At 75.6% G+C, this 25680-nt stretch carries 18 protein-coding genes; 14 read left to right on the forward strand and 4 right to left on the reverse strand.

All coding sequences use genetic code 11. The annotated features are described in order from the left end of the window. Positions 1-146: 146 nt before the first annotated feature. From VKV23_04765 to pdxH, 5 genes are all read left to right on the forward strand, one after another. Positions 147-1118, forward strand: coding sequence for a glycoside hydrolase family 3 N-terminal domain-containing protein (locus VKV23_04765; protein HLI15349.1), 972 nt, complete (start codon positions 147-149; stop codon positions 1116-1118). A 40-nt stretch (positions 1119-1158) separates the two neighbouring features. Further along, entirely contained in the window at positions 1159-2160 is a 1002-nt protein-coding gene (locus VKV23_04770; GenBank protein ID HLI15350.1) for a zinc-dependent alcohol dehydrogenase family protein, read from the forward strand. A gap of 219 nt (positions 2161-2379) precedes the next feature. Then, on the forward strand, positions 2380-3363 hold the full coding sequence (locus tag VKV23_04775) for an alkaline phosphatase family protein (protein HLI15351.1): 984 nt from the start codon (positions 2380-2382) through the stop codon (positions 3361-3363). Continuing rightward, complete coding sequence (locus VKV23_04780; GenBank protein HLI15352.1) at positions 3360-4883, forward strand: alpha/beta hydrolase; 1524 nt, start codon at positions 3360-3362, stop codon at positions 4881-4883. The genes VKV23_04775 and VKV23_04780 overlap by 4 nt, the downstream gene beginning before the upstream one ends. 40 nt (positions 4884-4923) lie before the next feature. After that, positions 4924-5535 (forward strand): pyridoxamine 5'-phosphate oxidase, encoded by a 612-nt coding sequence (gene pdxH, locus VKV23_04785; protein ID HLI15353.1) that lies wholly within the window; start codon positions 4924-4926, stop codon positions 5533-5535. Between the two features lie 19 nt (positions 5536-5554). Here the strand turns inward: pdxH and VKV23_04790 are convergent, their stop codons facing one another. The 4 genes from VKV23_04790 to VKV23_04805 all read right to left on the reverse strand — a co-directional run bounded on the left by VKV23_04790 (position 5555) and on the right by VKV23_04805 (position 11608). Continuing rightward, the gene (locus tag VKV23_04790; protein ID HLI15354.1) at positions 5555-6151 is read right to left on the reverse strand and encodes a TlpA disulfide reductase family protein; all 597 of its coding nucleotides are present in this window, start codon (positions 6149-6151) and stop codon (positions 5555-5557) included. 10 nt (positions 6152-6161) lie between these two features. Further along, entirely contained in the window at positions 6162-8012 is a 1851-nt protein-coding gene (locus VKV23_04795) for a transketolase (GenBank protein HLI15355.1), read from the reverse strand. 81 nt (positions 8013-8093) lie between these two features. Further along, complete coding sequence (locus tag VKV23_04800; protein HLI15356.1) at positions 8094-8720, reverse strand: TetR/AcrR family transcriptional regulator; 627 nt, start codon at positions 8718-8720, stop codon at positions 8094-8096. A 137-nt stretch (positions 8721-8857) separates the two neighbouring features. Next, positions 8858-11608, reverse strand: coding sequence for a hypothetical protein (locus VKV23_04805; protein HLI15357.1), 2751 nt, complete (start codon positions 11606-11608; stop codon positions 8858-8860). A gap of 39 nt (positions 11609-11647) precedes the next feature. On the opposite strand from VKV23_04805, the gene VKV23_04810 reads away from it, so the two are divergent. The 9 genes from VKV23_04810 (at position 11648) to aroE (ending at position 25677) form a co-directional block, all read left to right on the forward strand. After that, positions 11648-13009, forward strand: coding sequence for a redoxin domain-containing protein (locus tag VKV23_04810; GenBank protein ID HLI15358.1), 1362 nt, complete (start codon positions 11648-11650; stop codon positions 13007-13009). An 83-nt stretch (positions 13010-13092) separates the two neighbouring features. Next, positions 13093-14517: a glycosyltransferase 87 family protein gene (locus VKV23_04815; protein ID HLI15359.1), complete on the forward strand. Its 1425-nt coding sequence runs from the start codon at positions 13093-13095 to the stop codon at positions 14515-14517. A 559-nt stretch (positions 14518-15076) separates the two neighbouring features. Further along, positions 15077-17341, forward strand: coding sequence for a bifunctional (p)ppGpp synthetase/guanosine-3',5'-bis(diphosphate) 3'-pyrophosphohydrolase (locus tag VKV23_04820; GenBank protein HLI15360.1), 2265 nt, complete (start codon positions 15077-15079; stop codon positions 17339-17341). Continuing rightward, a complete protein-coding gene (hisS, locus tag VKV23_04825) occupies positions 17338-18600 on the forward strand; it encodes a histidine--tRNA ligase (GenBank protein ID HLI15361.1) in 1263 nt (420 codons plus the stop codon). Before VKV23_04820 ends, hisS begins: the two co-directional genes overlap by 4 nt. Further along, on the forward strand, positions 18597-20363 hold the full coding sequence (gene aspS, locus VKV23_04830) for an aspartate--tRNA ligase (protein HLI15362.1): 1767 nt from the start codon (positions 18597-18599) through the stop codon (positions 20361-20363). Before hisS ends, aspS begins: the two co-directional genes overlap by 4 nt. Positions 20364-20368: 5 nt before the next feature. Next, positions 20369-21697 (forward strand): replication-associated recombination protein A, encoded by a 1329-nt coding sequence (locus VKV23_04835; GenBank protein ID HLI15363.1) that lies wholly within the window; start codon positions 20369-20371, stop codon positions 21695-21697. Then, a complete protein-coding gene (gene alaS / locus VKV23_04840; protein ID HLI15364.1) occupies positions 21694-24309 on the forward strand; it encodes an alanine--tRNA ligase in 2616 nt (871 codons plus the stop codon). Before VKV23_04835 ends, alaS begins: the two co-directional genes overlap by 4 nt. Positions 24310-24316: 7 nt before the next feature. Next, positions 24317-24820 (forward strand): Holliday junction resolvase RuvX, encoded by a 504-nt coding sequence (gene ruvX, locus VKV23_04845; GenBank protein ID HLI15365.1) that lies wholly within the window; start codon positions 24317-24319, stop codon positions 24818-24820. Next, positions 24817-25677, forward strand: coding sequence for a shikimate dehydrogenase (gene aroE, locus VKV23_04850; GenBank protein HLI15366.1), 861 nt, complete (start codon positions 24817-24819; stop codon positions 25675-25677). Before ruvX ends, aroE begins: the two co-directional genes overlap by 4 nt. Positions 25678-25680: the final 3 nt, after the last annotated feature.

Consider the following 25680-nt stretch of genomic DNA (forward strand, 5'->3'; position numbering starts at 1 on the left):
GGCCGCCGGCGCGCCGCGCCGTCGCGGCGGCGATCCTCGCGCTGGCAGGCGGTTCTCTCGCCCGTGCGCCGGTGCTGCCACCACGGGCGAGCTGTGGCTCGCCGGCCCGGTGGCCCCTGGCGCGGCTCGCGGCACGCGTCCTCGCCGTGCCGGTGGACGAGGCCAACCCGCAGACGGTCACGCCGGAGGTGGCCGCCGGGGCGGGTGGGGTGCTGCTCCTCGGCTCCTCGGCGCCCGCCGACCTCCGCCAGCGGCTCGTGGCGCTCGCGCGCGCCGCCAGCGGCGGACCTCCGCCGCTCGTCATGGTGGACGAGGAGGGCGGGTCGGTGCAGCGGCTCGCCGCGATCGTCGGCCCGGTGCCCTCGGCGCGCGCGATGGCAGCGACGATGTCGGCCGCCGCGATCGAGGCCCTCGCCTACCGCCTCGGGCGGCGCCTCGCCGCCCTCGGCGTCACGATGGACCTCGCGCCGGTCCTCGACCTCGACGCCGGACCGGGGCCGAGCGAGTCGGATCCGGACGGGACCCGGTCCTTCGGGCTCGACGAGCGCCGGGTGGCGGCGGACGGCATCGCCTTCGCGCGGGGGCTGGAGCGAGCCGGCGTGATCCCCGTCGCCAAGCACTTCCCCGGCCTGGGTGGCGCCAGTGGCAACACGGACTTCGAGCCGGCGAGGACGCCCCCCCTCGCCGTCCTGTGGCGGCACGGCCTCGTGCCCTTCGAGCGCGCGGTCGCGGCCGGCCTGCCAGCGGTCATGGTGGCGAACGCCACGATCCCCGGGCTCACCTCGAAGCCGGCGAGCCTGTCGGTTCGGGCCATCGCCGGGCTACTGCGCGCACGCCTCGGCTTTCGGGGGCTCGTGCTCACGGACTCGCTCTCAGCCGTTGCCGTCTCGTCGGCTGGCTACTCGGTGCCGGACGCCGTCGTGGCGGCGATCAGGGCGGGAGCGGACATGGTCCTCTACAACGCGAGCCAGGGGGACGTCGCGCGCCTCACGCACGCGTCGATGGCCGCGCTCGTGGGCGCTGTCCGTTCGAAGCGCCTCGCGCGCGACCGCCTCGTCTCGGCAGCGGAGGACGTGCTCCGGGCGCAAGGTGCCGCGTGCCGGGACGGCGCGCGCTGAGCGCTTGGGCCGCCGGCGCGCTCGGCGCGAGACTGCTCGCGTGCTCGCGTGGGTGGTGGCGCGCCCGGGTCCGATCGAGACCTCGCCGCTTCAGCGCGTGGACCGCCCGGCCCCCGAGCCGGCGCCCGGGGAGATCCGAGTCCGGGTTCGGGCCTGCGGCGTCTGCCGCACCGACCTGCACCTCGCCGAGGGCGACCTCCCGCCCCGCCGGCCGGGCGTCGTGCCCGGGCACGAGGTCGTCGGCGTCGTCGACCGCCTCGGCGCGGGATGTCGTCGCTTCGCGCTCGGGGCGCGCGTCGGCATCGCCTGGCTGCGCCACACCTGCGGCGTGTGCCGGTACTGCGCCCGTGGCGACGAGAACCTGTGCGTCGCGCCGGGCTTCACCGGCTGGGACGCGGACGGCGGCTACGCGCAGTTCGCGGTCGTCCACGAGGACTACGCCTACGAGCTGCCGGCGGGCTGGACGGACGAGCAGGCCGCACCGCTGTTGTGCGCGGGCATCATCGGCTACCGCGCGCTGCGCCGCGCCGATCTGCCCGCGGGCGGCCGTCTCGGCATCTACGGGTTCGGCGCCTCGGCGCACCTCGCAGCCCAGGTCGCGCGCTTCGAAGGGGCCACGGTCCACGTGATGACCCGCTCGGCGCGCGCCCGGGCGCTCGCGCTCGAGCTCGGCTGCGCCTCCGCACAGGGGGCGGAGGACCCGCCGCCCGAGCCGCTCGACGCGGCCATCCTGTTCGCCCCCTCGGGCGCGCTCGTGCCTGTCGCGCTGCGCGCCCTCGACCGTGGGGGCACGCTCGCAGTCGCCGGCATCCACCTCTCGTCGATCCCGGGCCTCGACTACGAGCGCGAGCTGTTCCAAGAGCGCGTGCTGAAGAGCGTGACCGCCAACACGCGCGCCGACGGGGAAGCCTTCCTCACCGTCGCGCGCCGCGCCGACCTGCGGGTCGTCACGACGCCGTATCCGCTCGAGCAGGCAGACGTGGCGCTGCGAGACCTCGCCCACGACGCCGTCGAGGGTGCGGCCGTACTCGTGGCGAGCTGAGCGGTCGGGGCCGGCGGGTCGGGCGGGGCGGCTCGCGTCGCGCGCTCTGCCAGCTTGGCCGGTCGGCGCCGGCGGGCTCCCTGCCGCTCGACCGACGCGCCGCGTCCTGGCGGTGGCTGCTCGCGCCGTCGCTCGGTGTGGCCGGCCGGAGCGGGTCGGCTCCAGCACGGCGCGGCGTGGCGCGACCTGCGGCCGGGGCCGCTCCGCTAGCTTCGGGCGGTGCGCTGGCGCCGGATCTCGTTCGTGCTCGCCGTCCTCGCCGGAGCTTCCCTCGTCGGGCCGCTCGCAGGGGCGACGACGTCGAGGGCGCCGGGCCGTGCGCGAGCCGGTGTGCCGGCCTTCTCGCACGTGTTCGTCGTCGTGATGGAGAACCTCGGCTACGCCGGGGCGATCGCCGTCCCGGGCTTCGCCCGCCTCGCCGCGCGCTACGCCTCGGCGACCCGCTACTACGCGTTCGGCCACCCGAGCCTGCCGAACTACCTCGACCTCACGAGCGGCTCGTCCTGGGGCATTGCGAGCGACTGCCCGACGTGCTACGTCGCCGCGCCGAACGTCGCCTCCCAGCTCCAGGCGGCGCACGTCTCGTGGGGTGCCTACATGGAGGGCGTGCCGAGCCCGTGCTGGCTCGCCCCCTACGGGCCGGGGGGCTACGCCGGCAAGCACGACCCGTTCGCCTACTACCTGGCCATCCGCGACAGCCGCGCCGCCTGCTCGCACATCCGGCCGCTCCCCGACCTCTACCGCGCGCTGGCGGGGCCCGCTGCGGCGGTCCCGCGCTTCGTGTGGGTGACGCCCAACCTGTGCCACGACGGCCACGACTGCCCGCCGAGCGTGGCAGCGGCCTGGCTCGACGGCTTCGTCGGGCGTGTCGTCGCGAGCGCCGCCTGGCGACACCGGGGGGTCCTCTTCGTGACCTGGGACGAGGCGAACGGGGACTCCTCGGGCGTGGGCGCGTCCGGTCGCGTCACGGCCGGCGGGGGCGGTGGGCGGGTGCTCACCCTCGTGATCGCGCCGGGAGTACCCGCCGGACTGCGAGTCGGCGCCGTGTACGACCACGACAGCCTGCTCGCGACGGTGGAGGACGCCTTCGGGCTGCCGCTGCTCAACGGGGCGCGCCGCGCGGCGCCGCTCACGGCGTTCTTCCAGGCGCGCCGGACGCCGGCGCGCGCCGGCGCGCGGCCGGCGAGACGGGCGCGCGCGTGACCGGCCGCGCGCGGGGGGGCCAGCTCGGCTCGCGGCGCGCCGGGCGGGGCGTCGGTGCGACAGCCGTCGCGCTCGTCCTGGTCGCCGAGGCGCTGGCCGTGGTCGGCGGTCCGCTGCCGGCCGGCGCGGCAGCGAGCGGCCTCGCGTGGCGGCCGTGCGCGACCCGCTTCCGATGCGCCACGCTGCGTGTTCCCCTCTCCTACGCCCATCCGGACGGGGCGACCATCGGGCTGAGCGTCGTGATGCTGCCGGCCACGCGCCACGCGGCCGGGGACGTGGTCCTCAACCCCGGCGGGCCGGGCGGGTCGGGCGTTGCCTTCCTCGAGCAGGCGTGGCGGGCCTTCCCCGCTGCGCTGCGCTCGTCGTTCAACCTCGTGAGCTTCGACCCCCGCGGCGTCGGCCGCAGCGACCCGGTTCGCTGCGTCGGACCTGCCGGGACGCGCGCGCTCTTGCGGGTGGACCCGGCGCCGGTCACGGCCCGCCAGGTCCGCGCCCTCGTCGCGGCGACGAAGTCGTTCGTCGCCGCCTGCCGGGCGCACACCCCCGCTGCGCTGCTCGAGAACGTGTCGAGCCTCGACACCGCGCGCGACCTCGACCGTCTGCGCGCCGCGCTCGGTCAGGCGCGCCTCAACTACCTCGGCTTCTCCTACGGCACCTACCTCGGTGAGCTCTACGCCTCGCTCTTCCCGTCGCGGGTGCGTGCGCTCGTGCTCGACGGCGTCGTCGACCCGGCGCTGTCGACCGTCGCCGGCGACCTCCAGCAGGCGCGAGGGTTCGAGTCGGAGCTCGCGCACTTCTTCTCCTGGTGCGACGCCACGCCGAGCTGCCGGCGGGAGCTGCCCGGTGGGGCGGCGGCGGCCTACGGCGCCGTCTTCGCCCGCCTCGTGGCGGGCCATGCGCTGGTCGCGCACCTGCGACCGGCCTTCGGCGGCACGCAGCCGGTCACCTACGGCGTCGCCGTGGTGGGCGCCGTCGCCGCCCTCTACTCGGAGAGCACCTGGCCGGACCTCGCCGCCGCGCTCGCGTCGGCGCGGGCAGGCGACGGCGACCTCTTCGCGGCGCTCGCCTTCAGCTACGCGGGCGCCGAGCCGGACGGTCAGTTCACGAACGAGCTGGCGGCGGAGACCGCGATCAGCTGCGTGGACCGGCCCGCCCCGCGCACGCTCGCCGCCTACGAGGCGCTCGCGGCTCGGCTCGCGCGCCTCGCCCCGCACTTCGGGGCTGCCGAGGCGTGGGGGACGCTGCCGTGCGCCTACTGGCCGGTGCGGCCCTCGGGCGTGGTCGGGCCGATCCGCGCGCCGGGCACGCCGACCATCCTCGTGGTCGGCACGACGGGCGACCCCGCCACGCCCTACGCGGCTGCCAGGGCGGTCGCCCACGAGCTCGCGCACGCCGTGCTGCTCACGCGCGTCGGGGAGGGGCACACCGCCTACCTCGGCAGCACCTGCGTCCAGCGCTACGTCGACCGGTACCTCGCCACGGGGATCGCGCCTCGGCCGGGCACGACCTGCCGAGGCTGAGGCGGCCCCGGCGCCCGTCGGGCCGGTAGGGTGCGCGGGGGTGGCCCAGCACGACCGACCGCTGCGAGAGGACGAGGCCGGAGAGGACCCTGTCGAGCTCCTCGCGCGCTGGTACGAGGAGGCGGCGCGCGCGCTGCGCCTGCCCGAGGCCATGGCGCTCGCGACCGCAGGTCGCAGCGGTCGCCCGAACGTGCGCATGGTGCTGCTGAAGCGCTTCGACGAGCGCGGCCTCGTCTTCTTCACGAACTACGAGAGCGCGAAGGCACGCGAGCTCGACGAGAACCCGCGCGCCGCCGCCGTGCTCCACTGGGACCCCCTCGGCCGCCAGGTGCGCGTCGAGGGCGAGGTGGTGCGCGTCGCCGCGGCCGAGTCGGACGCCTACTTCGCCACCCGGCCGCGGGCCGCGCAGCTCGGGGCGTGGGCCTCGCGCCAGAGCGAGCCGATCGCGAGCCGCGAGGAGCTCGACGCCCGGGTCGCGGCGGTGGCGGCGCGCTTCGCCGGCCGAGCCGTCGAACGGCCACCGTTCTGGGGCGGCTTCCGGCTCGTGCCCGACGCCTTCGAGTTCTGGCAGAACCGGGCCGATCGGCTCCACGACCGCCTCGCCTACCGCCGAGCCGGGACGGGCTGGCGCCGGACGCGCCTGCAGCCGTGAGCGGCGCGTCGGGCAGCCGTCAGCGCGTCGGGCGGCCGTGCTCGAGGGCGGCCACCTGGCGCTCGAGGCCGGCGGTGCCCTCGCGGCCGAGGACCTCGTCGACGACCCGTCCGCGCGCGTCGAGGAAGAAGGTCACGGGCAGGTCGGCGACGCCGTAGGCGCGGGCGAAGGCGAGGCTCGCGCTGTCCCGCACGACCGGGTAGCGCGCGCCGGCGGCGCGCAGGAGCGAGAGCGCGCGCCCGGGGGTCGAGTCGTTCGTGTCGACGCCGAGGAACCGGACGCGCCCGTCCGCGGCTCGAAAGGCGCGCGCGAACGCCCCGAGCTCGGCCGCGCACGCCGGGCACCAGGAGGCGAAGACGTTGACGACGGCCGGGTGGCCGGCGAGGAGCGAGCGGACGCGAAGCGGCCGCCCCCCGCCGAGGCGGGGGAGCACGAAGTCGAGGGGCGCTCGGGCGCCGAGCCGCAGCGTCGCCGACGCCGCGGGGGAGACGGCGACGGCCGCGGGCGGGCTCGCGCGCCACGCGGCGAGCGCGCCGGCGGTGGCGAGTCCTCCGACGCCCACGAGGATGCCCGCCGCGACGAGCGCCCGGTGGCGTCTCGCGCCCGCGCGCGCCACGTCGGTTCCCCTAGCCCCGGACGAGGCGGGTGGCGGCGCTCACGATGTGCGGGGCGGAGATGCCGGCCGCGTCGAGCAGCTCGGCCGAGGTGCCCGAGCCCACGAGCGTGCGCACCGCGAGGTGGGCGACGCGCACGGGCACCCCGGCGGCGGCGAGCGCGCTCAGCACGGCCTCGCCGAGGCCGCCGGCGGGGTAGTGGTCCTCGGCGACGACGAGGCGGCCGCCGGTCGCCTCGCAGCTCGAGACGAGGAGGTCCACGTCGATCGGCTTCACGCTGTAGCAGTCGACGACGCGCGCCGAGATGCCGCGAGCGGCGAGCGTCTCGGCTGCCCGCAGCGCCTCGTGCACCGTGACGCCGGCCCCGACGAGCGTGACGTCGTCGGCGGCGTGCGCCGAGACGAGCTTCGCGCGCCCGATCGGGAACTGCTCGGTCGGGCCGTAGATCACCGGGTAGGCGCCGCGGGTCGTCCGGATGTAGGTGATGCCGGGGTGGTCGGCGGCGGCGATCGTGAGCGCGGCCGCGCTCGTCGCGTCGCAGGGGTACAAGACGGTGGAGCCGTGCACGGCGCGCATCGCCGCGAGGTCCTCGAGCGCCATCTGCGAGGGTCCGTCCGCGCCGATCTCGACGCCCGCGTGCGACCCCGCGAGGCGGAGGGAGACACCGGAGATCCCGGCCATCCGGACGAAGTCGAGCGCGCGCGAGAAGAAGGCGCCGAACGTAGCCGCGTAGGTCACGTAGCCGCGGACCGAGATCCCCGTCGCCGCGGCGACCATGAGCTGCTCGGCGATGAAGCACTCGACGTAGCGCTCGGGTGCCGCCTTCTGGAACTCGTCGGCGTGCGTCGAGTTGCCGACCTCGGCGTCGAGCACGACGACCTCGGGGCGTGCCGCGAGGGCGGCGAGCGCGTCCCCGAAGGCGCGGCGGGTCGCGAGCTTCGCGCCGAGCTCGTAGGTCGGAACGGCGACCTGCGCCTTCGGGTCGGGGGCGATGGCGGGCGTGCCGGCCGGCGGGGGGAGGGACGCGACGCGGTAGGAGGTCGTGCCGCCGAGCGCGGCGACGGCCCGCTCGGCGAGGTCGGGCGGGAGCGCGGTGCCGTGCCAGCCGTTGCGGTCCTCGATCTCGGGGACGCCCTTGCCCTTCACGGTCTTGGCGAGGATGACGGCGGGGCGGTCTGCGGCACGGGCCTCGCCGAGCGCTGCATCGATCGCGGCGAGGTCGTGGCCGTCCACCGTGAGCGCGCGGCAGCCGAAGGCCTCGACGCGAGCCGCGTAGGCGTCGAGGTCCCAGCCGAGCTCGGTGGGGCCGCGCTGGCCCAGCCGGTTGACGTCGACGAGCACGACGAGGTTGGCGAGGCCGTAGAAGCCGGCCTTGTCGAGGGCCTCCCAGACGGCGCCCTCGGCGAGCTCCGAGTCGCCGCAGAGCGCGTAGACGCGGGCGTCGAGGCGGTCGAGCCGGCTGATCGCGTAGGCGATCCCCACGCAGGTCGCGATCCCGACGCCGAGGGAGCCGGTCGCCACGTCGACCCAGGGGAGCGCGGGGGTGGGGTGCCCCTGCAGGGGGGAGCCGAAGCGGCGGTAGGTACCGATGAGGGCGTCCTCGTCGATGACGCCGACCGCCCGGTACAGGGAGTAGAGCAGCGGGGAGGCGTGGCCCTTGGAGAAGACGAGGTGGTCGTTCGTCGGGCGCTGCGGGTGCTCCCAGTCGTAGCGCAGGTGGCGGGTGGCGAGGACGGCCACGAGGTCGGCGGCCGAGAGCGAGGACGTCGGGTGCCCCGAGCCGGCCGCCGTGGAGCAGCGGATCGAGTCGACTCGGAGCTGGCGCGCGAGATCGCTGGCTGCCTGGAGGTCCTGAGCGAGCATGTTGGCACCTCGGACGAGTTGGGGACTCGCCCTAGGCTAGTGGCGCTCGCCCGGCCCGGCTCCGCAGCCGGCGGCCCGGACCTAGCGCCGGCGCGACCGGGTCGTCCCGGTGAAGAGGCTCTGCAGCGTCAGGACCATCACCCTCTCCGACGCGAGCGCCGAGCGGCTGAGCCCGTCGCGTAGGTAGTGCCAGCTCTGCCACGCCGTGGCGAGGTCGAGGGCGTCGAGGAGCGACCTGCCGGCGTCGGCTCGGGCCGCGAGCTCGGGTCCGAAGGCGCTGGCGACGTGGTTGCGGCGGAGCACCCTCGTCCGCCGCAGGCCCTTGGCCATCTCCGGCGAGGCGTGCTCGTCGAACAGGGTCGCCCGGCGGATGGGCGTGATGGCCTCGTAGAGCTTGCGGCACTGGCGCGCGACGATGGCGACGCGCTCGTCGAGCGGGAGCGTCGGGTCGACCGGCTGCAGCGCCTCGACGTGCCGACTGAGCTGGAGGTCGAGTGCCATCCTGCGCAGCGCCTCGACGTCCTCGAAGTGGTGGTAGACGGTGCGCAGGGCCACGCCGGCCCTCGCCGCGATCTCCTGCGCCGTCGGGCGTACCTGTCCTTCCTCGACGAGGGCGAGGAGGGCCTCGAGGACGCGCAGGCGCGTCCGTTCCCCGCGCGCGCGCCGGCCGTCGACCCGGGCAGGGCTGGTTTTTGCAACAGCGGGCATGAGCCCTAGCCTACCCACGGCCGTCCGGAGGACGGCAACTCGCTTGTCATTGCACGGCAAATGTAAGGAATCTGCTGGAGATCGGCCCCGTCACCCGCCGCTCCAGCCGGCAGTGCGTGCGGGTCGCAGCTCGCGGGCTACGGGACCGCGCGGGTGCGTCGGCGAGCCGCGAGCGTGCACGCCGCGAGCAGGATGAGGCCGATGCCGGAGACCACGATCCCGACGAGCAGCTCGCGCGGCGCGTAGCGCCACGTGACGAGCCACCTCCCGCGCCCGACGTCGACGGCCTGGACGAGGCCGAAGCGGTGGGCGGCGACGACGCGGACGGGTCCGCCCGAGCGTCTGGTGATACGGGCCGTCCAGCCGGGGGCGTAGGTCACGGAGCGGACGAGCACCGCGGGGGCCTCGGCGTCGACGACCATCGTCGTGGCGCCGGCGGTCGCGCCGCCGAGCACCCGGACGGTGCCCGGTGCCCGGCGGTCGGTGCGCGGCGTCGTGTCCCCGAGGGGCTGGAGCCAGGCCAGGCCGGCCGTCTCGTGGTTCTCGAAGGCGCTGAAGGGGCCGACGGCGCCTGCGTAGGTCCAGTGCGGAGGGACGAGCGCGCCCTGGAGGGGCCCGTCGAGGAGGAGGCGCTGCGCGGGCGAGCGCGTGACGACCGTGACGGCGCCGACGAGGGCGGCCGTGCCCGTCGGTGCTGCGACGCTCACCGTCTCGACGGTCTCGGGAGCAGGCAGCCGGACGAGGGCCTCGCGGTGGCGGACGGGCACGACCACCGGCGCGGCGGGGTAGCCGGGCCCGCTCGTGACGACGTGCAGCGTGCGCGGCACGCCGCCGAGCTGCGGGAGCAGGTAGACGGTCAGGCGCGCGACGGTCGCCGGCGCGGGGAGGAGGAAGGACGCCGGGTGGCTGGCGCTCGCCGGCCAGGGGCCGGCGGGCGCCGCGGCGGACGAACCGGGGAGCGGCACCGGCGCCCCCGGGGCGATCGGGTGCGCGAGGTAGGGGGGCAGCGTGAGCAGGAGGCGCAGGTCGAGCGTGTTGAACGACTCGCCGCTCAGGCGATCGACGGCGAGGTTCTCGAAGTCGTGGGTGCTCGTGACGTCCTGGTAGGTCCCCTCGACGAGGGAGCCGTAGCCCTGGACGCTCGAGGTGCCCTGGATGACGTTGATGTCGGTGAGCCCGGCGGCGTTCAGCGCGCTCTGGCCTGCGGGAGGCGTGATGAACGACGGGTTGTAGATCGCGAACCGGCCGTCGCTCCCGGTCGCGGCGGCGATGCGCCGGCTGAGGCTGGTCGGCCCGAGGGTCGCGGCGGGCACCGTGGCCCAGCTCCCGAACGCGAGGTAGAGGCCGACGTCGGCGAGGCAGGCGGCGGCGAGCAGCACCCGGCGGTCGCGCCACGACAGGCGGCGGGCGCCGAGGGCGAGGCCGAGGGACACGAGCGCCAAGAGCGCGCTCGCGACGAGGTACCCGGCGAGGGCCCGGAACAGTCCCGGCGACACCACGTAGGCGTGCAGGCGCCGCTGCAGGCTGGCCGGCCTCGCGAACGCGTAGGCGACGAGGGCGAGCGCTGCGGCGCCGGGGAGCGCGCCGAGCAGGCGGCTCGTCGCGCTCCGAAGCGTCCGGCTCGCAGCCCCGGCCCGGCGCGACCACAGGTCGTCGGCGAAGTAGCCGAGCAGGACGCACAGCCCGAGGTCGATGAGGACGGCGTTTCGGTTCTGGAGGCGCTCGCCGCCGTAGAAGGGGAGGCGCGCGAGCAGGTGGCCGGCGGGCGAGGCCGTGCCGAGGGTGAGCACGGTGCCGACCGCGACGAGCGCGTACCAGACCCCGAGAGGGCGGTTCCCGGTGCGTCGCGACACGCCGCGCAGCCAGGCGGCGAGGGGGGCGAGGAGCTCGGGCACGAGCGCGAGGGCGGCGACGAGCGCCGTGAAGCCGACGCCGACGGTGAGCTCGGGCAGGTTGTAGCTGCCGAAGTAGACGGGCTGGCCGAAGTTGCCGTTGCCCCCGAGGAGGAACGGCAGCAGGAGCAGGCTGAGCAGGTGCGGGAGGCTCACCGAGCCCGCGGCGAAGAAGTCGTAGGCGGTGGCGCCCCGCTGGGAGGCCCGCACGAAGCCGAGGCCCGGCAGCCACTGGACCGCCGACACGGCGACACCGAGGAGCGTGCCGGCGAGCACGAGGGCGAGCAGGCGCGCGCCGCCGCGTCCGCGCAGCGCAGCGGCGAGCGCGAGCACGCCGATCGCGATCGCCGCGCTCGACACGGCTCGGGGGTCCCCTGCCAGGACGGCGAGCCCGAAGGCCGCGCCGAGCAGGGCGAGGTGCCCGAGCGTGGCTCGCTCGTCCGCCCGGCGGGCGAGCCCGTCCACGGCCAGGAGCATCCAGGGGAGCAGCGCGCTGCCCTCGGTGAGGCCGAGGTGCACGATCTGGCCGTTCATGAAGCCCGTGTACGAGAAGGCGAGCGCGGCGAGCAGGGCGGGGACCGGCTGGCAGCCGAGGCGGCGGACGAGCGCGTAGGTGCCCGTCCCCGCCACGGCACCGACGGCGGCGAAGTTGACCGTCCAGGCGGCGACGGGCGGGAGCAGCGCGAACAGGAGGGTGCCGGGGAACAGGGCGCCCGCGTTCCACCCCGCGAGCAGCGGGGTGCCGCTCCAGATGAGCGGGTCCCACGACGGGAGGTGGCCCGAGGCGAGGACGCGGCCGGCGAGGACCCGGAGGGGGTAGTTCTGGTAGAGGTCGTCGCCGGGGAGCACGGGGTGCCCCGCGATCGCCAGCGGCGCGTAGAGGAGGATCGGCAGGGCGACGAGGGCCGCGAGGGCGAGGCGGTCGTGGCGGCCGAGGCGTCGTAGCGGAGCGGCCAGGCGCGCGGCGACGGGCAGGGCGGGGGCGCTCGTGATCACGGCCGGCGCGCGGCGGGACCTGGGCCTGCTCGTACACTCGTGCGCACCGTGGTCAACACCCTGCTCCACCCGATCCTCGGCCTCGGTGGCTGGGAAGCCTACGTGCTGGTCGGAGCGCTCTGCTTCGGGGAGGCCGCGATCTTCCTCGGCTTCGTGATCCCCGGCGAGACGGCGGTCGTCCTCGGCGGGGTGCTGGCGGCCGAGCACCACGTGTCACTGCCGGCGATGGTGACGCTCGTCGTGGCGTGCGCGATCGCGGGCGACACCGTCGGCTACGAGGTCGGCCGGCACCTCGGTCCGCGGCTGCTGCAGCTGCGCCCGCTCCGGGCGAACCCGAACGTCGAGCGCTCGCGCCGCTTCCTGCAGCGACGCGGGCCGGTCGCGGTGTTCCTCGGCCGCTTCACCGCGGTGTTCCGCGCCCTCGTCCCGGGCATCGCTGGCCTGTCGGGGCTGTCGTACCCCCGCTTCGCGCTGGCGAACGCCGCGGGCGGGATCGTGTGGGGCGCCGGCTTCACGCTCGCCGGCTACGCCGTCGGCACCGGCTACGAGAAGGTGCTGCGCGCCGCGGGGACGGCCTCGACGGCGCTCATCGCCGCAGCCGCGCTCCTCCTCGTCGGCTGGTTCGCCTGGCGCCGGGTCCGGGAGCGGCGTGAGCGGGCGGCGCTGCGCGCCGGGCCAGAAATCCGACCCACGAAGTCGACATTCGGCGCGCCCGCCGGTAAGATCGGACGGCGACGACACGACAGCGACGACGAGGAGAACCCCATGGCACTGCAGCTCGGCGACCCCGCCCCTGACTTCACCGCCGACTCGACGGAGGGTCCGATCCACCTCTACGAGTACCTCGGCGACAGCTGGGGCATCCTCTTCTCCCACCCCGCCGACTTCACGCCCGTCTGCACGACCGAGCTCGGCGAGGTCGCGCGGCTGAAGGGCGAGTTCGACAAGCGCAACACGAAGGTGCTCGGCCTGTCCGTCGACCCGGTCTCCTCCCACAGGGACTGGGCGCAGGACATCAAGGACGCGACCGGCCACGCCCTCAACTACCCGCTGATCGGCGACCCGGAGCGCAAGGTCGCCGACCTGTACGGGATGATCCACCCGAACGCGAACGACACGCTCACGGTGCGATCGGTCTTCATCATCGGTCCGGACAAGAAGATCAAGCTCACCATCACCTACCCCGCGTCCACGGGCCGGAACTTCCAGGAGATCCTGCGCGTCCTCGACTCGCTCCAGCTGACCTCGCAGTACTCGGTGTCCACGCCGGTCAACTGGAACGACGGCGAGGACGTCATCATCGCCACGGCGATCTCCGACGACGAGGCCAAGCAGCGGTTCCCGAAGGGCTTCAGGGCCGTCAAGCCCTACCTGCGCTACACGCCGCAGCCGAACCGCTGAGGGGCGGCGCCGGGTCCGGCCGACGGTGCCGGACCCGGTCGACGGTGCCCGGCTCGGCGGAGGCGCGGGGCTACCATCACGCCGTGCGCGCCCGGCTCTACGACCTCGGCCGTCGCTGGGGCGCGGCGCCCGGGATCGCGCAGGACGCGTTCTTGTACTTCGCGTCCGCCGTCTACGCCCTCACGACCGTCGCGACGGCCGCCGGCGGCGACTACCGGTCGTGGGGCGAGATGGCAGCGGTCGCCTACGCGCTCGCGGCCGTGCTGGGCGCCGTCGCCGCCGGCGTCGCACGCCGGGGCCGGCTGGGACCTCGCGCCCTTCGCGTCGCGCGCCGCGTCCTCCTCGTCGCCGTCTTCGTCGGCGCCCTCGCGATTCCTCTCGGTGCGCAGCTCGCCTGGCGCGCCGCGGCGCGGCCCGGGCCCCACGCCCAGCCGGAGGTCGCCGTGATCGAGCGCGCCGGCGACCGGCTCGCCAGCAGCCACGACCCGTACCTCGCGTCGCCGCGATCGGTCGGGGTCGCACCGTCGAGCGACGCCAGGGCGGTCGACGAGAGCACCTTCTTCCCCTACCTGCCCGGCATGGTGCCGTTCGGCCTCCTCAACGCGCTCCACGCCCCCTCGCCCGTCACCGATGCCCGGATGAGCTTCCTCGCCTTCACCCTCGCCGTCGCCGCCGCGGCCCTCGGCCTGAGCGGCGCGCCGGCCAGCCAGCGGGGGCGGGCGCTGCAGTTCCTCGTGGTCCTCCCCTCGGGCGCGCTCCCGCTCGTCACCGGGGGGGACGACCTCCCCGTGCTCGCGCTGATGCTGCTCGGGCTCGTCCTCGCGACGCGTCGGCACCCGGTGCTCGCGGGCCTCGCGCTCGGCTGCGCCGGCGCCCTGAAGCTCACCGCGTGGCCGCTGCTCGTGCTGCTCGGGCTCGTCGTGCGCGACGCGACCGACCGGCCGGCCCGCGCCCGGTACGCGACGGCGGCGCTCGGCGTGCTCGTGCCCGTCCTCGCGGCCGGGCTGGTCCCAGATCCGCGGGCGTTCCTCGTGAACGTGGTTCGCTTCCCGCTCGGCCTGGCACGCGTCGCGTCGCCCGCGGCGAGCCCGATGGTCGGCCAAGTGCTGGCGAACGCCCTCCCGCACGAGCGCCGGCTCGTCACGATCCTCCTCGCCGTCGCGGTGCTCGCCATCGTCCTCGGCGCGCTCGCCCGGCTCCGGCCCCGGGACCCGGCCGACGTGGCGCGGCTCAGCGCCCTCGCGCTGAGCGTCGCGACGCTCCTCGCGCCGGCGACGCGCTTCGGCTACTTCATCTACCCCGTGAACCTGCTCGTCTGGAGCTTCTTCCTACGCACGGTGCCCGAGCGCCCGGCCCTCGCGGCCTGGCCGGTGCTCGCTCAGCCGAGGTCGTCGACGGCGAGGAGCCGCAGGGAGAGCGAGCTCGTCGGGCCGGTGCCGTCGCCGGCGAGGGCGGGGCTGACGAGGGGGTTGCGGGGCGTAACCCGCACCCCGGCCTCCCACTCGTAGCCGTCGGCTCCGGCGTGGGTGGCCAGGATGAGGGTGGAGCCGTCGGTCGCGGCCGTGACGCCGACGAGCGACCAGTGGGCGGCGCGCAGCTCGGTGCGGTAGAAGTCGACGAGGGCGCGCGCGTCCTGCTTCACGGCGAAGGTGATCGTGCGGTCGTAGAGCCCGACACCGCCGTCCTGGCGGGTCGTGCCGGTGACCGTGGCGCCCGCCGGCACGACGAGCGCAGCGAGCACGTTCGCGGGAGGCTCGTCGGGCGAGCGGATCGGCCGCAGGATCGGCGCCGCGGCCACCGCCGCGATCCCGTCGGCCCGCGCGACGACCGGGCCGCCGGCGCTTCGCCCGGGTCCGCCGGCGAGGGCGCCGGCCAGGCCGCCGGCGAGCGCCACGAACGCAGCGAGCCCCACGACGAAGAGGGCGGGGCCGCGCCGCACGGGGCGCTGCCAGGTGGCCGCGGCGCTGGGGGGCGTCGGGCCGTCGAGTCCGGGCTGGGTGGTCACGGCGGGCAGGGCCATCGTAGTGCGAGCGCCCCGTCTGGTCGGCAGCGGCGGTACCCTGGCGTATGGCCGTCGTCGACCCGCTGAGCGACGAGGGCGTCGCCGTCCGCGGCGGCGCGGACACCACCGTCGAGCCGAGCTTCGAGGGTCTCCTCGCGCTCCTCGAGGCGCACCATCCGGGCCAGGAGGTCTCGATCGTCGAGCGGGCGTACGCGCTCGCCGAGCGGGCGCACGAGGGCCAGTTCCGCCTGTCGGGCGAGCCGTACGTCAGGCACTCGCTCGCGGTGGCGATGATCGTCGCCGCCCTCGGGCTGGACGCGACGAGCGCGGCGGCGGCGCTCCTCCACGACGTCGTCGAGGACACGGAGGTCTCCCTCGAGGAGATCGAGGCGTCCTTCGGCCCGGAGGTCGCGGCCATCGTCGACGGCGTGACGAAGCTCGACCGGCTCAGCTTCTCATCCAAGGAGGCGCAGCAGGCCGCCACCGTCCGCAAGATGCTCGTCGCGATGGCGAAGGACTGGCGCGTCCTCGTGATCAAGCTCGCCGACCGGCTCCACAACATGCGCACGCTCGACGCCATGCCGCAGTGGAAGCAGCGGCGCACGGCCGAGCAGACGCTCGACATCTTCGCGCCGCTCGCGCACCGCCTCGGGATCCAGGAGATCAAGTGGCAGCTCGAGGACCTCGCCTTCAAGACGCTGCACGCGAAGCGCTACGCGGAGATCGCCCAGATGGTGGCGACGCGCGCGCCGAGACGGGAGGTCGAGCTCGCCGAGGTGGTCGAGGTGCTGCGCGCCCGGCTCGAGGCCCTGTCGATCGACGCCGTCGTCACGGGCCGACCGAAGCACCTCTGGAGCATCTACGAGAAGATGGTGCTGCGCGGCAAGGAGTTCGACGAGATCTACGACCTCGTCGGCATCCGGATCATCGTCCCGACCGAGAAGGACTGCTGGGCGGCGCTCGGCTCCGTGCACGCGCTCTGGGCGCCCGTCCAGGGCCGGTTCAAGGACTACATCAACTCGCCGAAGTTCAACCTCTACCAGTCGCTGCACACGACCGTCGTCGGGCCGCACGGCAAGCCCCTCGAGATCCAGATCCGCACGCACGAGATGCACCGGCGGGCCGAGTACGGGATCGCGGCGCACTGGGGCTACAAGGAGGAGGCGAAGCGTCGCGACTCGGCACGTCCCGCCGACGACATCGCCTGGCTCCAGCGCCTCGTCGACTGGGAGCGGGACACCCCCGATCCGATCGAGTTCCTCGAGACGCTGAAGCTCGACCTCGAGCAGGACGAGGTCTACGTCTTCACCCCCAAGGGGGCCATCGTCACGCTCCCCGCGGGCTCGACGCCGATCGACTTCGCCTACGCGATCCACACCGAGGTCGGCCACCACTGCGTCGGCGCGCGCGTGAACGGCCGGCTCGTGCCCCTCGACGCGAAGCTCCAGTCGGGCGACACCGTGGAGATCATCACCTCGAAGGTGCCCACCGCCGGACCGTCGCAGGACTGGCTGAAGATCGTCGCCTCGCCGCGGGCGCGCAGCAAGATCCGCCAGTGGTTCTCGCGCGAGCGCCGGGAAGACGCCATCGAGGCGGGCCGAGACGAGCTGGCCAAGGAGCTGCGGCGCGAGGGCCTCCCCGTGCAGCGCCTGGCGAGCTCGAGCGCGCTCGCCGAGGTGGCAGCGGCGATGGGCTACCCGGACCTCGACGCGCTGCACGCCGCCATCGGCGCGGGCCACTGCTCGTCGCGGGGGGTCGTCCAGCGCCTGCAGCGCCAGCTGGCCGGCGACGAGGTGCAGCTTCCGACGACGGTCCTCCAGCCGCGCCGTCCCTCGGTGCGACGAAGCGGCACCGGCGTGTACGTCGAGGGACTCGACGACGTCATGGTGCGCCTCTCTCGCTGCTGCACGCCGGTGCCGGGCGACAGCATCGTCGGCTTCGTCACGCGCGGACGCGGCGTCTCGGTGCATCGCGAGGACTGCGTGAACGCGCTGGCGCTCCGCAGCGCCGACCGCGAGCGCCTGATCGAGGTGGAGTGGGACGAGGCGCGAAGCGGGATGTTCGTCGCCGCGATCGCGCTGAAGGCGCTCGACCGCTCGCAGCTCCTCGCCGACGTGGCCCGCGTCCTCGCCGAGCACCACCTCGGCATCGTCGCCTCGTCCACCCAGGTCACAGAGGATAGGGTGGCGAGCATGCGCTTCGAGTGCGAGCTCGCGGACGGCGCGCACCTCGAGTCCGTGCTCTCGGCGTTGCGCCAGCTCGAGGGGGTGTACGACGCCTACCGGGTGCTGCCCGGTCGCCGCTCGGCTCCCGCGCGCGCGACGCGGTGACGCGCTTCCAGGCGCCGTCGGGCACCCGCGACATCCTCCCGCCCGAGAGCGGGCGCCTCGAGGAGGTCGTCGCGCGCTTCGCACGGGTCGTGGAGCTGGCCGGCTACGGCCTCGTCGTCTCCCCGCTCTTCGAGGACGTCGGCGTCTTCCGCCGCGGCATGGGCGAGTCGTCGGAGATCGTGCGGAAGGAGATGTACGAGTTCGAGGACAAGGGGGGTCGCCTCCTCGCGCTGCGGCCCGAGGGAACCGCCCCCGTCGTGCGGGCCTTCATCGAGCACCAGCCGCCCACGGTGTGGAAGGCGTGGTACGTGACGCCCGCGTTCCGCTACGAGCGCCCCCAGGCCGGCCGCTACCGTCAGCACCACCAGCTCGGCGTGGAGGCGATCGGGAGCGCGGACCCCGACCTCGACGTCGAGGTGATCGCGCTCCTCGCCGGCTTCTTCTCCTCGCTCGGGCTCGAGCGCGTCGAGCTGCGCGTGAGCTCGATGGGCGACGGCGCGTGCCTGCCCGCCTACCGGACGGCGCTGCGGTCGTACCTCGCGGCGCACGAGGGGGCGCTGTGCGCGGAGCACGCCGCGCGCTATCGCGAGAACCCGCTGCGCGTCCTCGACTGCAAGCGCCCGAGCTGCAGGCAGGTTCGCGAGGGCGCGCCGCGGCTGCGCCACGCCCTGTGCGAGCCCTGTGCAGCGCACCTGGCCCGCGTCTGCGCAGGGCTCGACGCCCTCGGCATCGCCTACAAGGAGGACGACTTCCTCGTGCGCGGCTTCGACTACTACACGCGCACCACCTTCGAGTTCTCGAGCCTCGCCCTCGAGGCGGCCCAGGACGCCATCGGGGGCGGCGGCCGCTACGACGGGCTCGCGGAGCTGCTCGGCGGCAGGCCGACGCCGGGGATCGGGTTCGCGAGCGGCATCGAGCGCCTCCTGCTCGCGTGCGACGCAGAGGGGGTGCTGCCCTCCCGCCCGTCCCCGGTCACGGTGTTCGTGGCCGACGTGGCGGGAGGCTCGGTGGCGCGCGACCTCACGCACGAGCTGCGCCGGGCGGGGATCGGCTGCGAGCGCGCCTTCGACGGCCGTTCCCTCAAGGCGCAGCTGCGGCTGGCCGATCGCGCCGGGGCGCGCCTCGCGCTCATCGTCGGGCCGGAGGAGGCCGCGGCGGGGGCGGTGACGCTGCGGGTGCTGCGTGGCCCGCAGGCAGGCCACCAGGAGCGTCTGGCGCGCAGCGGCCTCGCCGAGGCGGTGGCCGCGTGGCTGGCATGAGCGCGCCCGGCCCCGTCGCGCGCGGCCTGCGCAGCGCCTACTGCGGGACGCTGCGCGCCGAGGACGTCGGGCGCGCGGTGACCGTGTGCGGGTGGGTGGCCCGCCGGCGCGCGCACGGCGAGCACCTCGTCTTCCTCGACGTGCGCGACCACACCGGCGTCGTCCAGTGCGTCGTCGACGGCGCGCACGCGCTGCGCGCCGAGTACGTCGTGCGCGTGACCGGCACCGTGCGTCGCCGGCCTGCCGGCACGGAGAACCCGGCGCTGCCGACGGGCGAGGTGGAGCTCGCCGACTGCGAGGTCGAGGTCCTCTCGCCGGCCGAGCCGCTGCCGTTCAGCCTCGACGCGCGGGCCGAGACCGACGAGGCGCTCCGCCTGCGCTACCGCTTCCTCGACCTGCGCACCGAGCGGCTGCAGAGGAACCTCCGCCTGCGTGCCCGGGTCAACGCGGCCCTGCGCGCCGCGATGGAGCGCCAGGGCTTCGTCGAGGTCGAGACGCCGCTCCTGTGGACGCCGACCCCCGAGGGGGCGCGTGAGTTCGCCGTGCCCTCGAGGCTTCAGCCCGGCTCGTTCTACGTCCTGCCGCAGAGCCCGCAGCTCGCGAAGCAGCTGGCGATGGTGGGCGGGATCGACCGCTACTACCAGATCGCCCGCTGCCTGCGCGACGAGGACCTGCGGGCCGACCGGCAGTTCGAGTTCACCCAGCTCGACGTCGAGGCGTCCTTCGTCGGCCAGGAGGACATCTGGGCGTTCGTCGGTGAGGCGGTGCTCGCCGCGACGGAGGCCGCGACCGGCGAGCCGCCACCACCGATCGAGAGGCTGACGTGGCTCGAGGCGCTCGACCGCTACGGCACCGACAAGCCCGACCTCCGGTTCTCGATGACCCTCGTCGACCTGACCGCCGTGCTCGCGTCGACGCAGCTGCGAGCGCTGCGCGCGCCCGCCGTGAAGGCGATCCGCGTGGAGAAGGCGGGCGACCTCGCCCGGTCGCGCCTCGACGCGCTCACGAACCGGGCGCGCTCGCTCGGCGCCGAGGGTCTCGTGTGGCTGCGCGCCGTCGAGTCGGACGGGCGGGTCGACCTCGACGCGCCGGTCGCGAGGCACCTGAGCCGCGCCGAGCGCGACGGGATCATCGCCGAGACGGGCGCGCTCGCCGGCGACCTCGTCCTCGTCGTCGCGGGCGAGCACCGGCGTGCCTGCGAGGTGCTCGGCCAGCTGCGCCTCGATCTCGGCCGTCCGCCGATCGGCGAGGGGCCGCTGCGGTTCTGCTGGGTGGTCGACTTCCCGCTGTTCGAGGGCCTCGACGAGCAGGGTCGGCCGGTGGCCGCCCACCATCCGTTCACGATGCCGCACCCGGACGACCTCGACGCGCTCGAGGACGACCCGCTGTCGGTGCGCGCGCAGTCCTACGACCTCGTGCTGAACGGCTGGGAGCTCGGCTCGGGGAGCATGCGGATCCACCGCGCCGACGTCCAGCGGCGGGTCTTCGCCGCGCTCGGCGTGGGCGAGGAGGAGGCCGAGCGCCGTTTCGGCTTCCTCCTCGAGGCCTTCCGCTACGGCGCTCCGCCGCACGGCGGCTTCGCGGTCGGCCTCGACCGGCTCGTCGCGCTCCTCGCCGGGGAGGAGAACATCCGCGAGGTCATCGCCTTCCCGAAGACGGGGTCGGGTGCGGACCTCATGACCGGGGCGCCCAAGCCGCTCGGCGAGCGCGAGCTCGCCGAGCTGTCCCTCCGGGTCGTCACGGGCCGGCGCCCGCCGGGCTGAGGGCCGTGACGGGCTCGCCCGACCTGTTCGACGCGGCCGCCGAGGCCGAGCTGGCGCGGCGTGGGCCACTCGCCACCCGCCTCCGCCCGCGTCGCCTCGACGAGGTCGTCGGCCAGCGGCACCTGCTCGCCGAGGGCGCGCCGCTGCGCGCGCTCATCGAGGCGGACCGCCTCGGCTCGGCGGTCTTCTTCGGTCCCCCCGGGAGCGGCAAGACGACCGTCGCCGAACTCGCGGCGCGCGCGAGCGAGAAGGCCTTCGTGTCGATGTCGGCGGTGAGCGCCGGCGTGCGCGAGGTGCGCGAGGTGCTCGAGCGCGCACGGCACCGGCTCGGCGCGGAGGGGCGCGGCACGATCCTGTTCCTCGACGAGGTCCACCACTTCAGCCGCGCCCAGCAGGACGCCCTGCTGCCGGGGGTCGAGGCCGGCACCGTCGTGCTCGTCGGGGCGACGACGGAGAACCCGTTCTTCAGCCTCGCGGCGCCGCTGCTGTCGCGCGCGACGCTGTGGCGCTTCGAGCCGCTCGGCCTCGAGGACGTGCGCGAGCTCATCGGGCGTGCGCTCGCCTGCGAGGGCGCCGAGATGACCCCCGAGGCGTGCGAGCGCTGCGCCCGCCTCGCCGGAGGCGACGGGCGCGCCGCGCTCACGACCGTCGAGGTGGCCGTCGCCGTGGCGGCGAGCCGCGGTCGGCGGGTCGTCGAGGTCGCGGACGTCGAGGCGGCACGCCAGACGCGCGTGCTGGGCCACGGGCGCGACGAGCACTACGACCTGACGAGCGCCTTCGTCAAGTCGATCCGGGGCTCGGACCCCGACGCCGCCCTCTACTGGCTGGCGCGCCTGCTCGCCGCGGGCGAGGACCCACGCTTCGTCGCACGCCGCCTCGTCATCGCGGCGAGCGAGGAGGTCGGCATGGCGGACCCGAGCGCGCTCGTCGTCGCGGTCGCCGCCGCGACGGCGGTGGAGCGCGTCGGGCTCCCGGAGGGCGCCCTCGGTCTCGCGCAGGCGACCGTGCACCTCGCCAGCGCGCCGAAGTCGAACCGGTGCGCGGCGGCGCTGTGGGCCGCCCAGGCAGACGTGGCGAGCGGTCCGCTCGCGCCGGTACCGGCGAGGCTGCGGGACGCGCACTACGCGGGCGCGGCGGCGCTCGGCCACGGCGTCGGCTACGAGTATCCTCACGACGACCCCCGGGGGTACGTCCCCGCAGCCCACCTGCCAGAGGCGCTCGCCGGTCGCCGCTACTACGTCCCGTCGCCCCACGGCGCCGAGGCCGAGGTCGCCGAGCGGCTCGAGCGGCTGCGCGAGGGCGCGCCGGACCGGGTCGTGGAGGAGGGCCGATGAAGGACGCGGCGGGGCTGCGCGAGGCGTTCACGCGCTTCTTCGTCGAGCGCGGGCACGCGGCGCTGCCGGCCGCGGGGCTCATCCCGCACGACCCGTCGATCCTCTTCACGATCGCCGGGATGGTGCCCTTCAAGCCGTACTTCGAGGGCAGCGTGCCGCCGCCCGTTCCCCGGGCGACGACGATACAGCCGTGCTTCCGCACGGTCGACATCGAGCTCGTCGGCACGACGGCGCGCCACAGCACGTTCTTCGAGATGCTCGGGAACTTCAGCTTCGGCGACTACTTCAAGGAGGACGCCATCGCCTACGCCGCGCAGTTCGTCGGCGATGTGCTCGGCCTCGAGCAGGAGCGGCTGTGGGTGACGGTCCACGAGTCCGACGAGGACGCCGCGGCGATCTGGCACGACGTCGCGGGCATTCCGCTCGAGCGGATCCAGGCGATGGGCGAGGACAACTTCTGGCGCATGGGCGAGACCGGGCCGTGCGGCCCGTGCTCGGAGATCTACTTCGACAAGGGCGAGGCCTTCGGGGAGGGGGGCGGCCCCGCCAAGGGTGGACCGGACCGCTTCGTCGAGATCTGGAACCTCGTCTTCATGCAGTTCGAGCGCCATCCCGACGGGTCGCTCACCGAGCTGCCGAGGAAGAGCATCGACACGGGCGCGGGCCTGGAGCGCCTGCTGGCCGTGCTCCAGGGGGTCGGGTCCATCTTCGAGACCGACGTCATCGCGCCGGTCGTCACCGAGGCGGCGCGGGTCACCGGCCAGGTCCCCGGGGCGAGCGAGGCCGCCGACGTGGCGCTGCGCATCCTCGCCGACCACGCCCGCGCGATCACCTTCCTCATCTCCGACGGCGTGTTCCCGTCGAACGACGGGCGCGGCTACGTGCTGCGCCGGGTCATCCGTCGGGCGGTGCTGCGCGCCCACCAGCTCGGCGTCACGTCGCCCGTGACGCCCGCGCTGTGCGCGGCGGTCGTCGCGACGATGGCGGGGGCCTACCCCAAGCTGGCGCGGGACGCCTCGCTCGTCGAGACCGTCGTCGCCCACGAGGAGGAGGCCTTCCGGCGGACCCTGCGCTCGGGGACGGCGCTCATCGAGCAGGAGCTGGCCACCGGGGGCGAGAAGGTGCGCGGCGAGGTCGCCTTCCGTCTGCACGACACCTACGGGTTCCCGATCGATCTCACGCGCGAGCTGGCGCGAGCGCGGGGCATGGAGGTCGACGAGGCGGGCTTCGCGGCGGAGATGGCCGCCCAGCGGGGCCGAGCGCGCGAGGCCGCTCGCTCCGGGGCCCCCGAGGACGAGGACCGCTGGCGCTGGCAGGAGGTGCTCGCCACCTTCGGCGCCACCCGGTTCGTCGGCTACGAGCGGACCGAGCAGCGTGCGCGGGTGCTGGCGCTGCGCGAGCGGGCGGACGCGTCGAGCTTCGCGAACGTCGACGGGGAGCGGGTTCCGCCGGGCAGGCGCCTGGTCGACGTGGTCCTCGACACGACCCCCTTCTACGCGGAGGGCGGCGGGCAGGTCGGCGACACCGGGGTGATCGAGGGCCCGAACGGGCGTCTGCGGGTGCTCGACACGACCCAGGCGATCGAGGGCCTCACCCGCCACACGGGCTACCTGGAGGCGGGCGAGCTGCACGAGGGCGCGGAGGTCGTCGCGACCGTCGACGTCGGCCGTCGCGACGCCATCCGGCGCAACCACACCGCGACGCACCTGCTGCACGCCGCGCTCCGCCGGGAGCTCGGGGAGCACGCGAAGCAGCAGGGATCGCTCGTCGCCCCGGACCGGCTGCGCTTCGACTTCAGCCACTTCGCCCCGCTTCGCGACGAGGAGGTCGTGCGGGTCGAGGACTTCGTCAACGCCGCGGTCCTCACGGATGCGCCGGTGCGCACCTTCGAGACGTCGCGCGCCGAGGCGGAGGAGCGGGGCGCGATCGCGTTCTTCGGCGAGAAGTACGGGGACGTGGTGCGCGTCGTCCAGGCCGACGACGTGTCGATCGAGCTGTGCGGCGGGACCCACGTCTCGGCCCTCGGGATGATCGGGCCGTTCAAGATCCTCTCGGAGAGCTCGATCGGGGCGAACACGCGGCGCATCGAGGCGGTGACCGGCGAGCGCGCGCTCGCCGAGGCCCGACGCGTCGAGTCCCTGCTCGGGCAGGCGGCCGCCGCGCTGCGGGCGGCCCCGGCCGAGGTGCCCGCCGCGGTCGCCCGGCTCCTCGAGCGGGAGCGGGCGCTCGAGGAGGAGGTGCGGGCACTGCGGGCGGCGCGGCGCGCCGCCGAGGCGAGCGCACTCGCGCGCACCGCCGCCGCGGGCCGGGTCGTGGCGCGTCGCGACGACCTCGAGCCGAGCGAGCTTCGCGAGCTCGCCCTCGCCGTTCGCAACGAGCCGGGCATCGAGGCGGTCGCGCTCGCCGGCTCGCCCGACGGCGAGCGCGCCGCGCTCGTCGTCGCGGTGACGGCCACGAGCGGCATCGACGCGCGCGAGCCGGCCCGAGCGGCCGCGGCGGTGGTCGGCGGGGGCGGCGGCGGCTCGCCCGAGGTCGCCACGGCCGGTGGTCGTGACGTGCGGGGCATCGACGCCGCGCTGGCGCTGCTCCGGGAGCGCCTCGGGGGGGGCTGACACCGAGGTGCACGCGCCGGAGCGGGAAGCGGCTCGGCCCGGGCGCGTCCTGGCGCTCGACCTCGGCACCCGTCGCATCGGCGTCGCCGTCTCGGACGCGGCGCGCCGCCTGGCGCTGCCGCGAGGCGTGCTCGAGCGCTGCGGCGACGTCGGCGAGGACCACCGGCGGATCGCCGGTCTCGTCGACGAGCTCGAGGCGGGGCTCGTCGTCGTCGGTCTCCCCCTCGGTCTCGACGGCCGGGAGGGCCCGGCGGCGCGCGCGGTGCGGGCCGAGCTCGACGCGCTCGCCGCCGCGCTCGCCGTGCCGGTCGTGCCGCTCGACGAGCGCCTGAGCACGCGCGAGGCGACGCGCCGGACCGTCGAGGCGCGCGCCGCCGTGCGGGGCGAGGTGGTGGGGAGGCGCTCGGGCGGTCGCCGTCGGCGGTCGCCCGGGGCGCGCCGGCCGGTCGACGCGCTCGCCGCCGCGGTCGTGCTCCAGCGCTTCCTCGACGCCGGAGGTCCGGCAGCGTGAGGCGCGAGGGCCCGGTGCGCGCCCGCGGCGCGCCGGGGGCGTCGACTCGGGTCGCCGCCGTGATCGGTGACCCCATCGCGCACTCGCTCTCGCCCGCGCTGCACAACGGCGCCTACGCGGCGCTCGGCCTCGACTGGACCTTCGTCGCCTTCACCGTGGCCGCCCGCGACGTCGCCGAGGTCGTCCGAGGAGCGCGTGCCAGCGGGTTCGGCGGGCTCGCGGTGACGATGCCGGACAAGGACGCCGCGGCGCGCGCCGCCGACCAGGTGAGCCCCACGGTCGAGCGCCTCGGCGCTGCCAACACCATCGTGTTCCGCTCGGGCGTCGCCATCGCCGAGAGCACCGACGGGGAGGGGCTCCTCGCCGACCTGGCCGCGGCGTGGGGGTTCCGCCCCGAAGGCGCCCGGTGCGCGGTGCTCGGGGCCGGGGGAGCCGCACGCGCCGCGGTGCTCGCGCTGGCCGACGCAGGGGCGCGCCAGGTGGTCGTCGTGAACCGCAGCCGCGAGCGGGCCGAGGCCGCGGCAGCCCTCGCCGGCCCGGCCGGCAGCGTCGCGCCGCCCGAGGCGCTCGCCGAGGTCGACCTCGTCGTGAAGGCGACGCCGCTCGGGATGCACGCGGCCGGCGGCGCGAACGAGGCCGCGTCGCTCGGGCGGCGCCTCGCCCCGGGCCAGCTCGCGCTCGAGCTCGTGTACGACCCGCCGACGACGCCCTTCCTCGAGGCGGCACGCGCCGCCGGGGCGACGGCGCGCAACGGCCTCGGCATGCTCGTGCACCAGGCGGCCCGGCAGTTCGAGCTCTTCACCGGCGAGGAGGCGCCCGTCCGAGCGATGTGGGAGGCGATCGGCGGCGAGCGCTGAGCG

It is taken from the genome of Acidimicrobiales bacterium (assembly GCA_035294085.1).
GTDB lineage: Bacteria > Actinomycetota > Acidimicrobiia > Acidimicrobiales > Bog-793 > DATGLP01.

What these genes read in the sequence shown, in the direction of transcription:
- VKV23_04795 (HLI15355.1), bottom strand. Translation starts at nt 8,012, where the DNA reads ATGCTCGCTCAGGACCTCCAGGCAGCCAGCGATCTCGCGCGCCAGCTC.
- VKV23_04800 (HLI15356.1), bottom strand. Translation starts at nt 8,720, where the DNA reads ATGCCCGCTGTTGCAAAAACCAGCCCTGCCCGGGTCGACGGCCGGCGC.
- VKV23_04820 (HLI15360.1), top strand. Translation starts at nt 15,077, where the DNA reads ATGGCCGTCGTCGACCCGCTGAGCGACGAGGGCGTCGCCGTCCGCGGC.
- aspS (HLI15362.1), top strand. Translation starts at nt 18,597, where the DNA reads ATGAGCGCGCCCGGCCCCGTCGCGCGCGGCCTGCGCAGCGCCTACTGC.
- alaS (HLI15364.1), top strand. Translation starts at nt 21,694, where the DNA reads ATGAAGGACGCGGCGGGGCTGCGCGAGGCGTTCACGCGCTTCTTCGTC.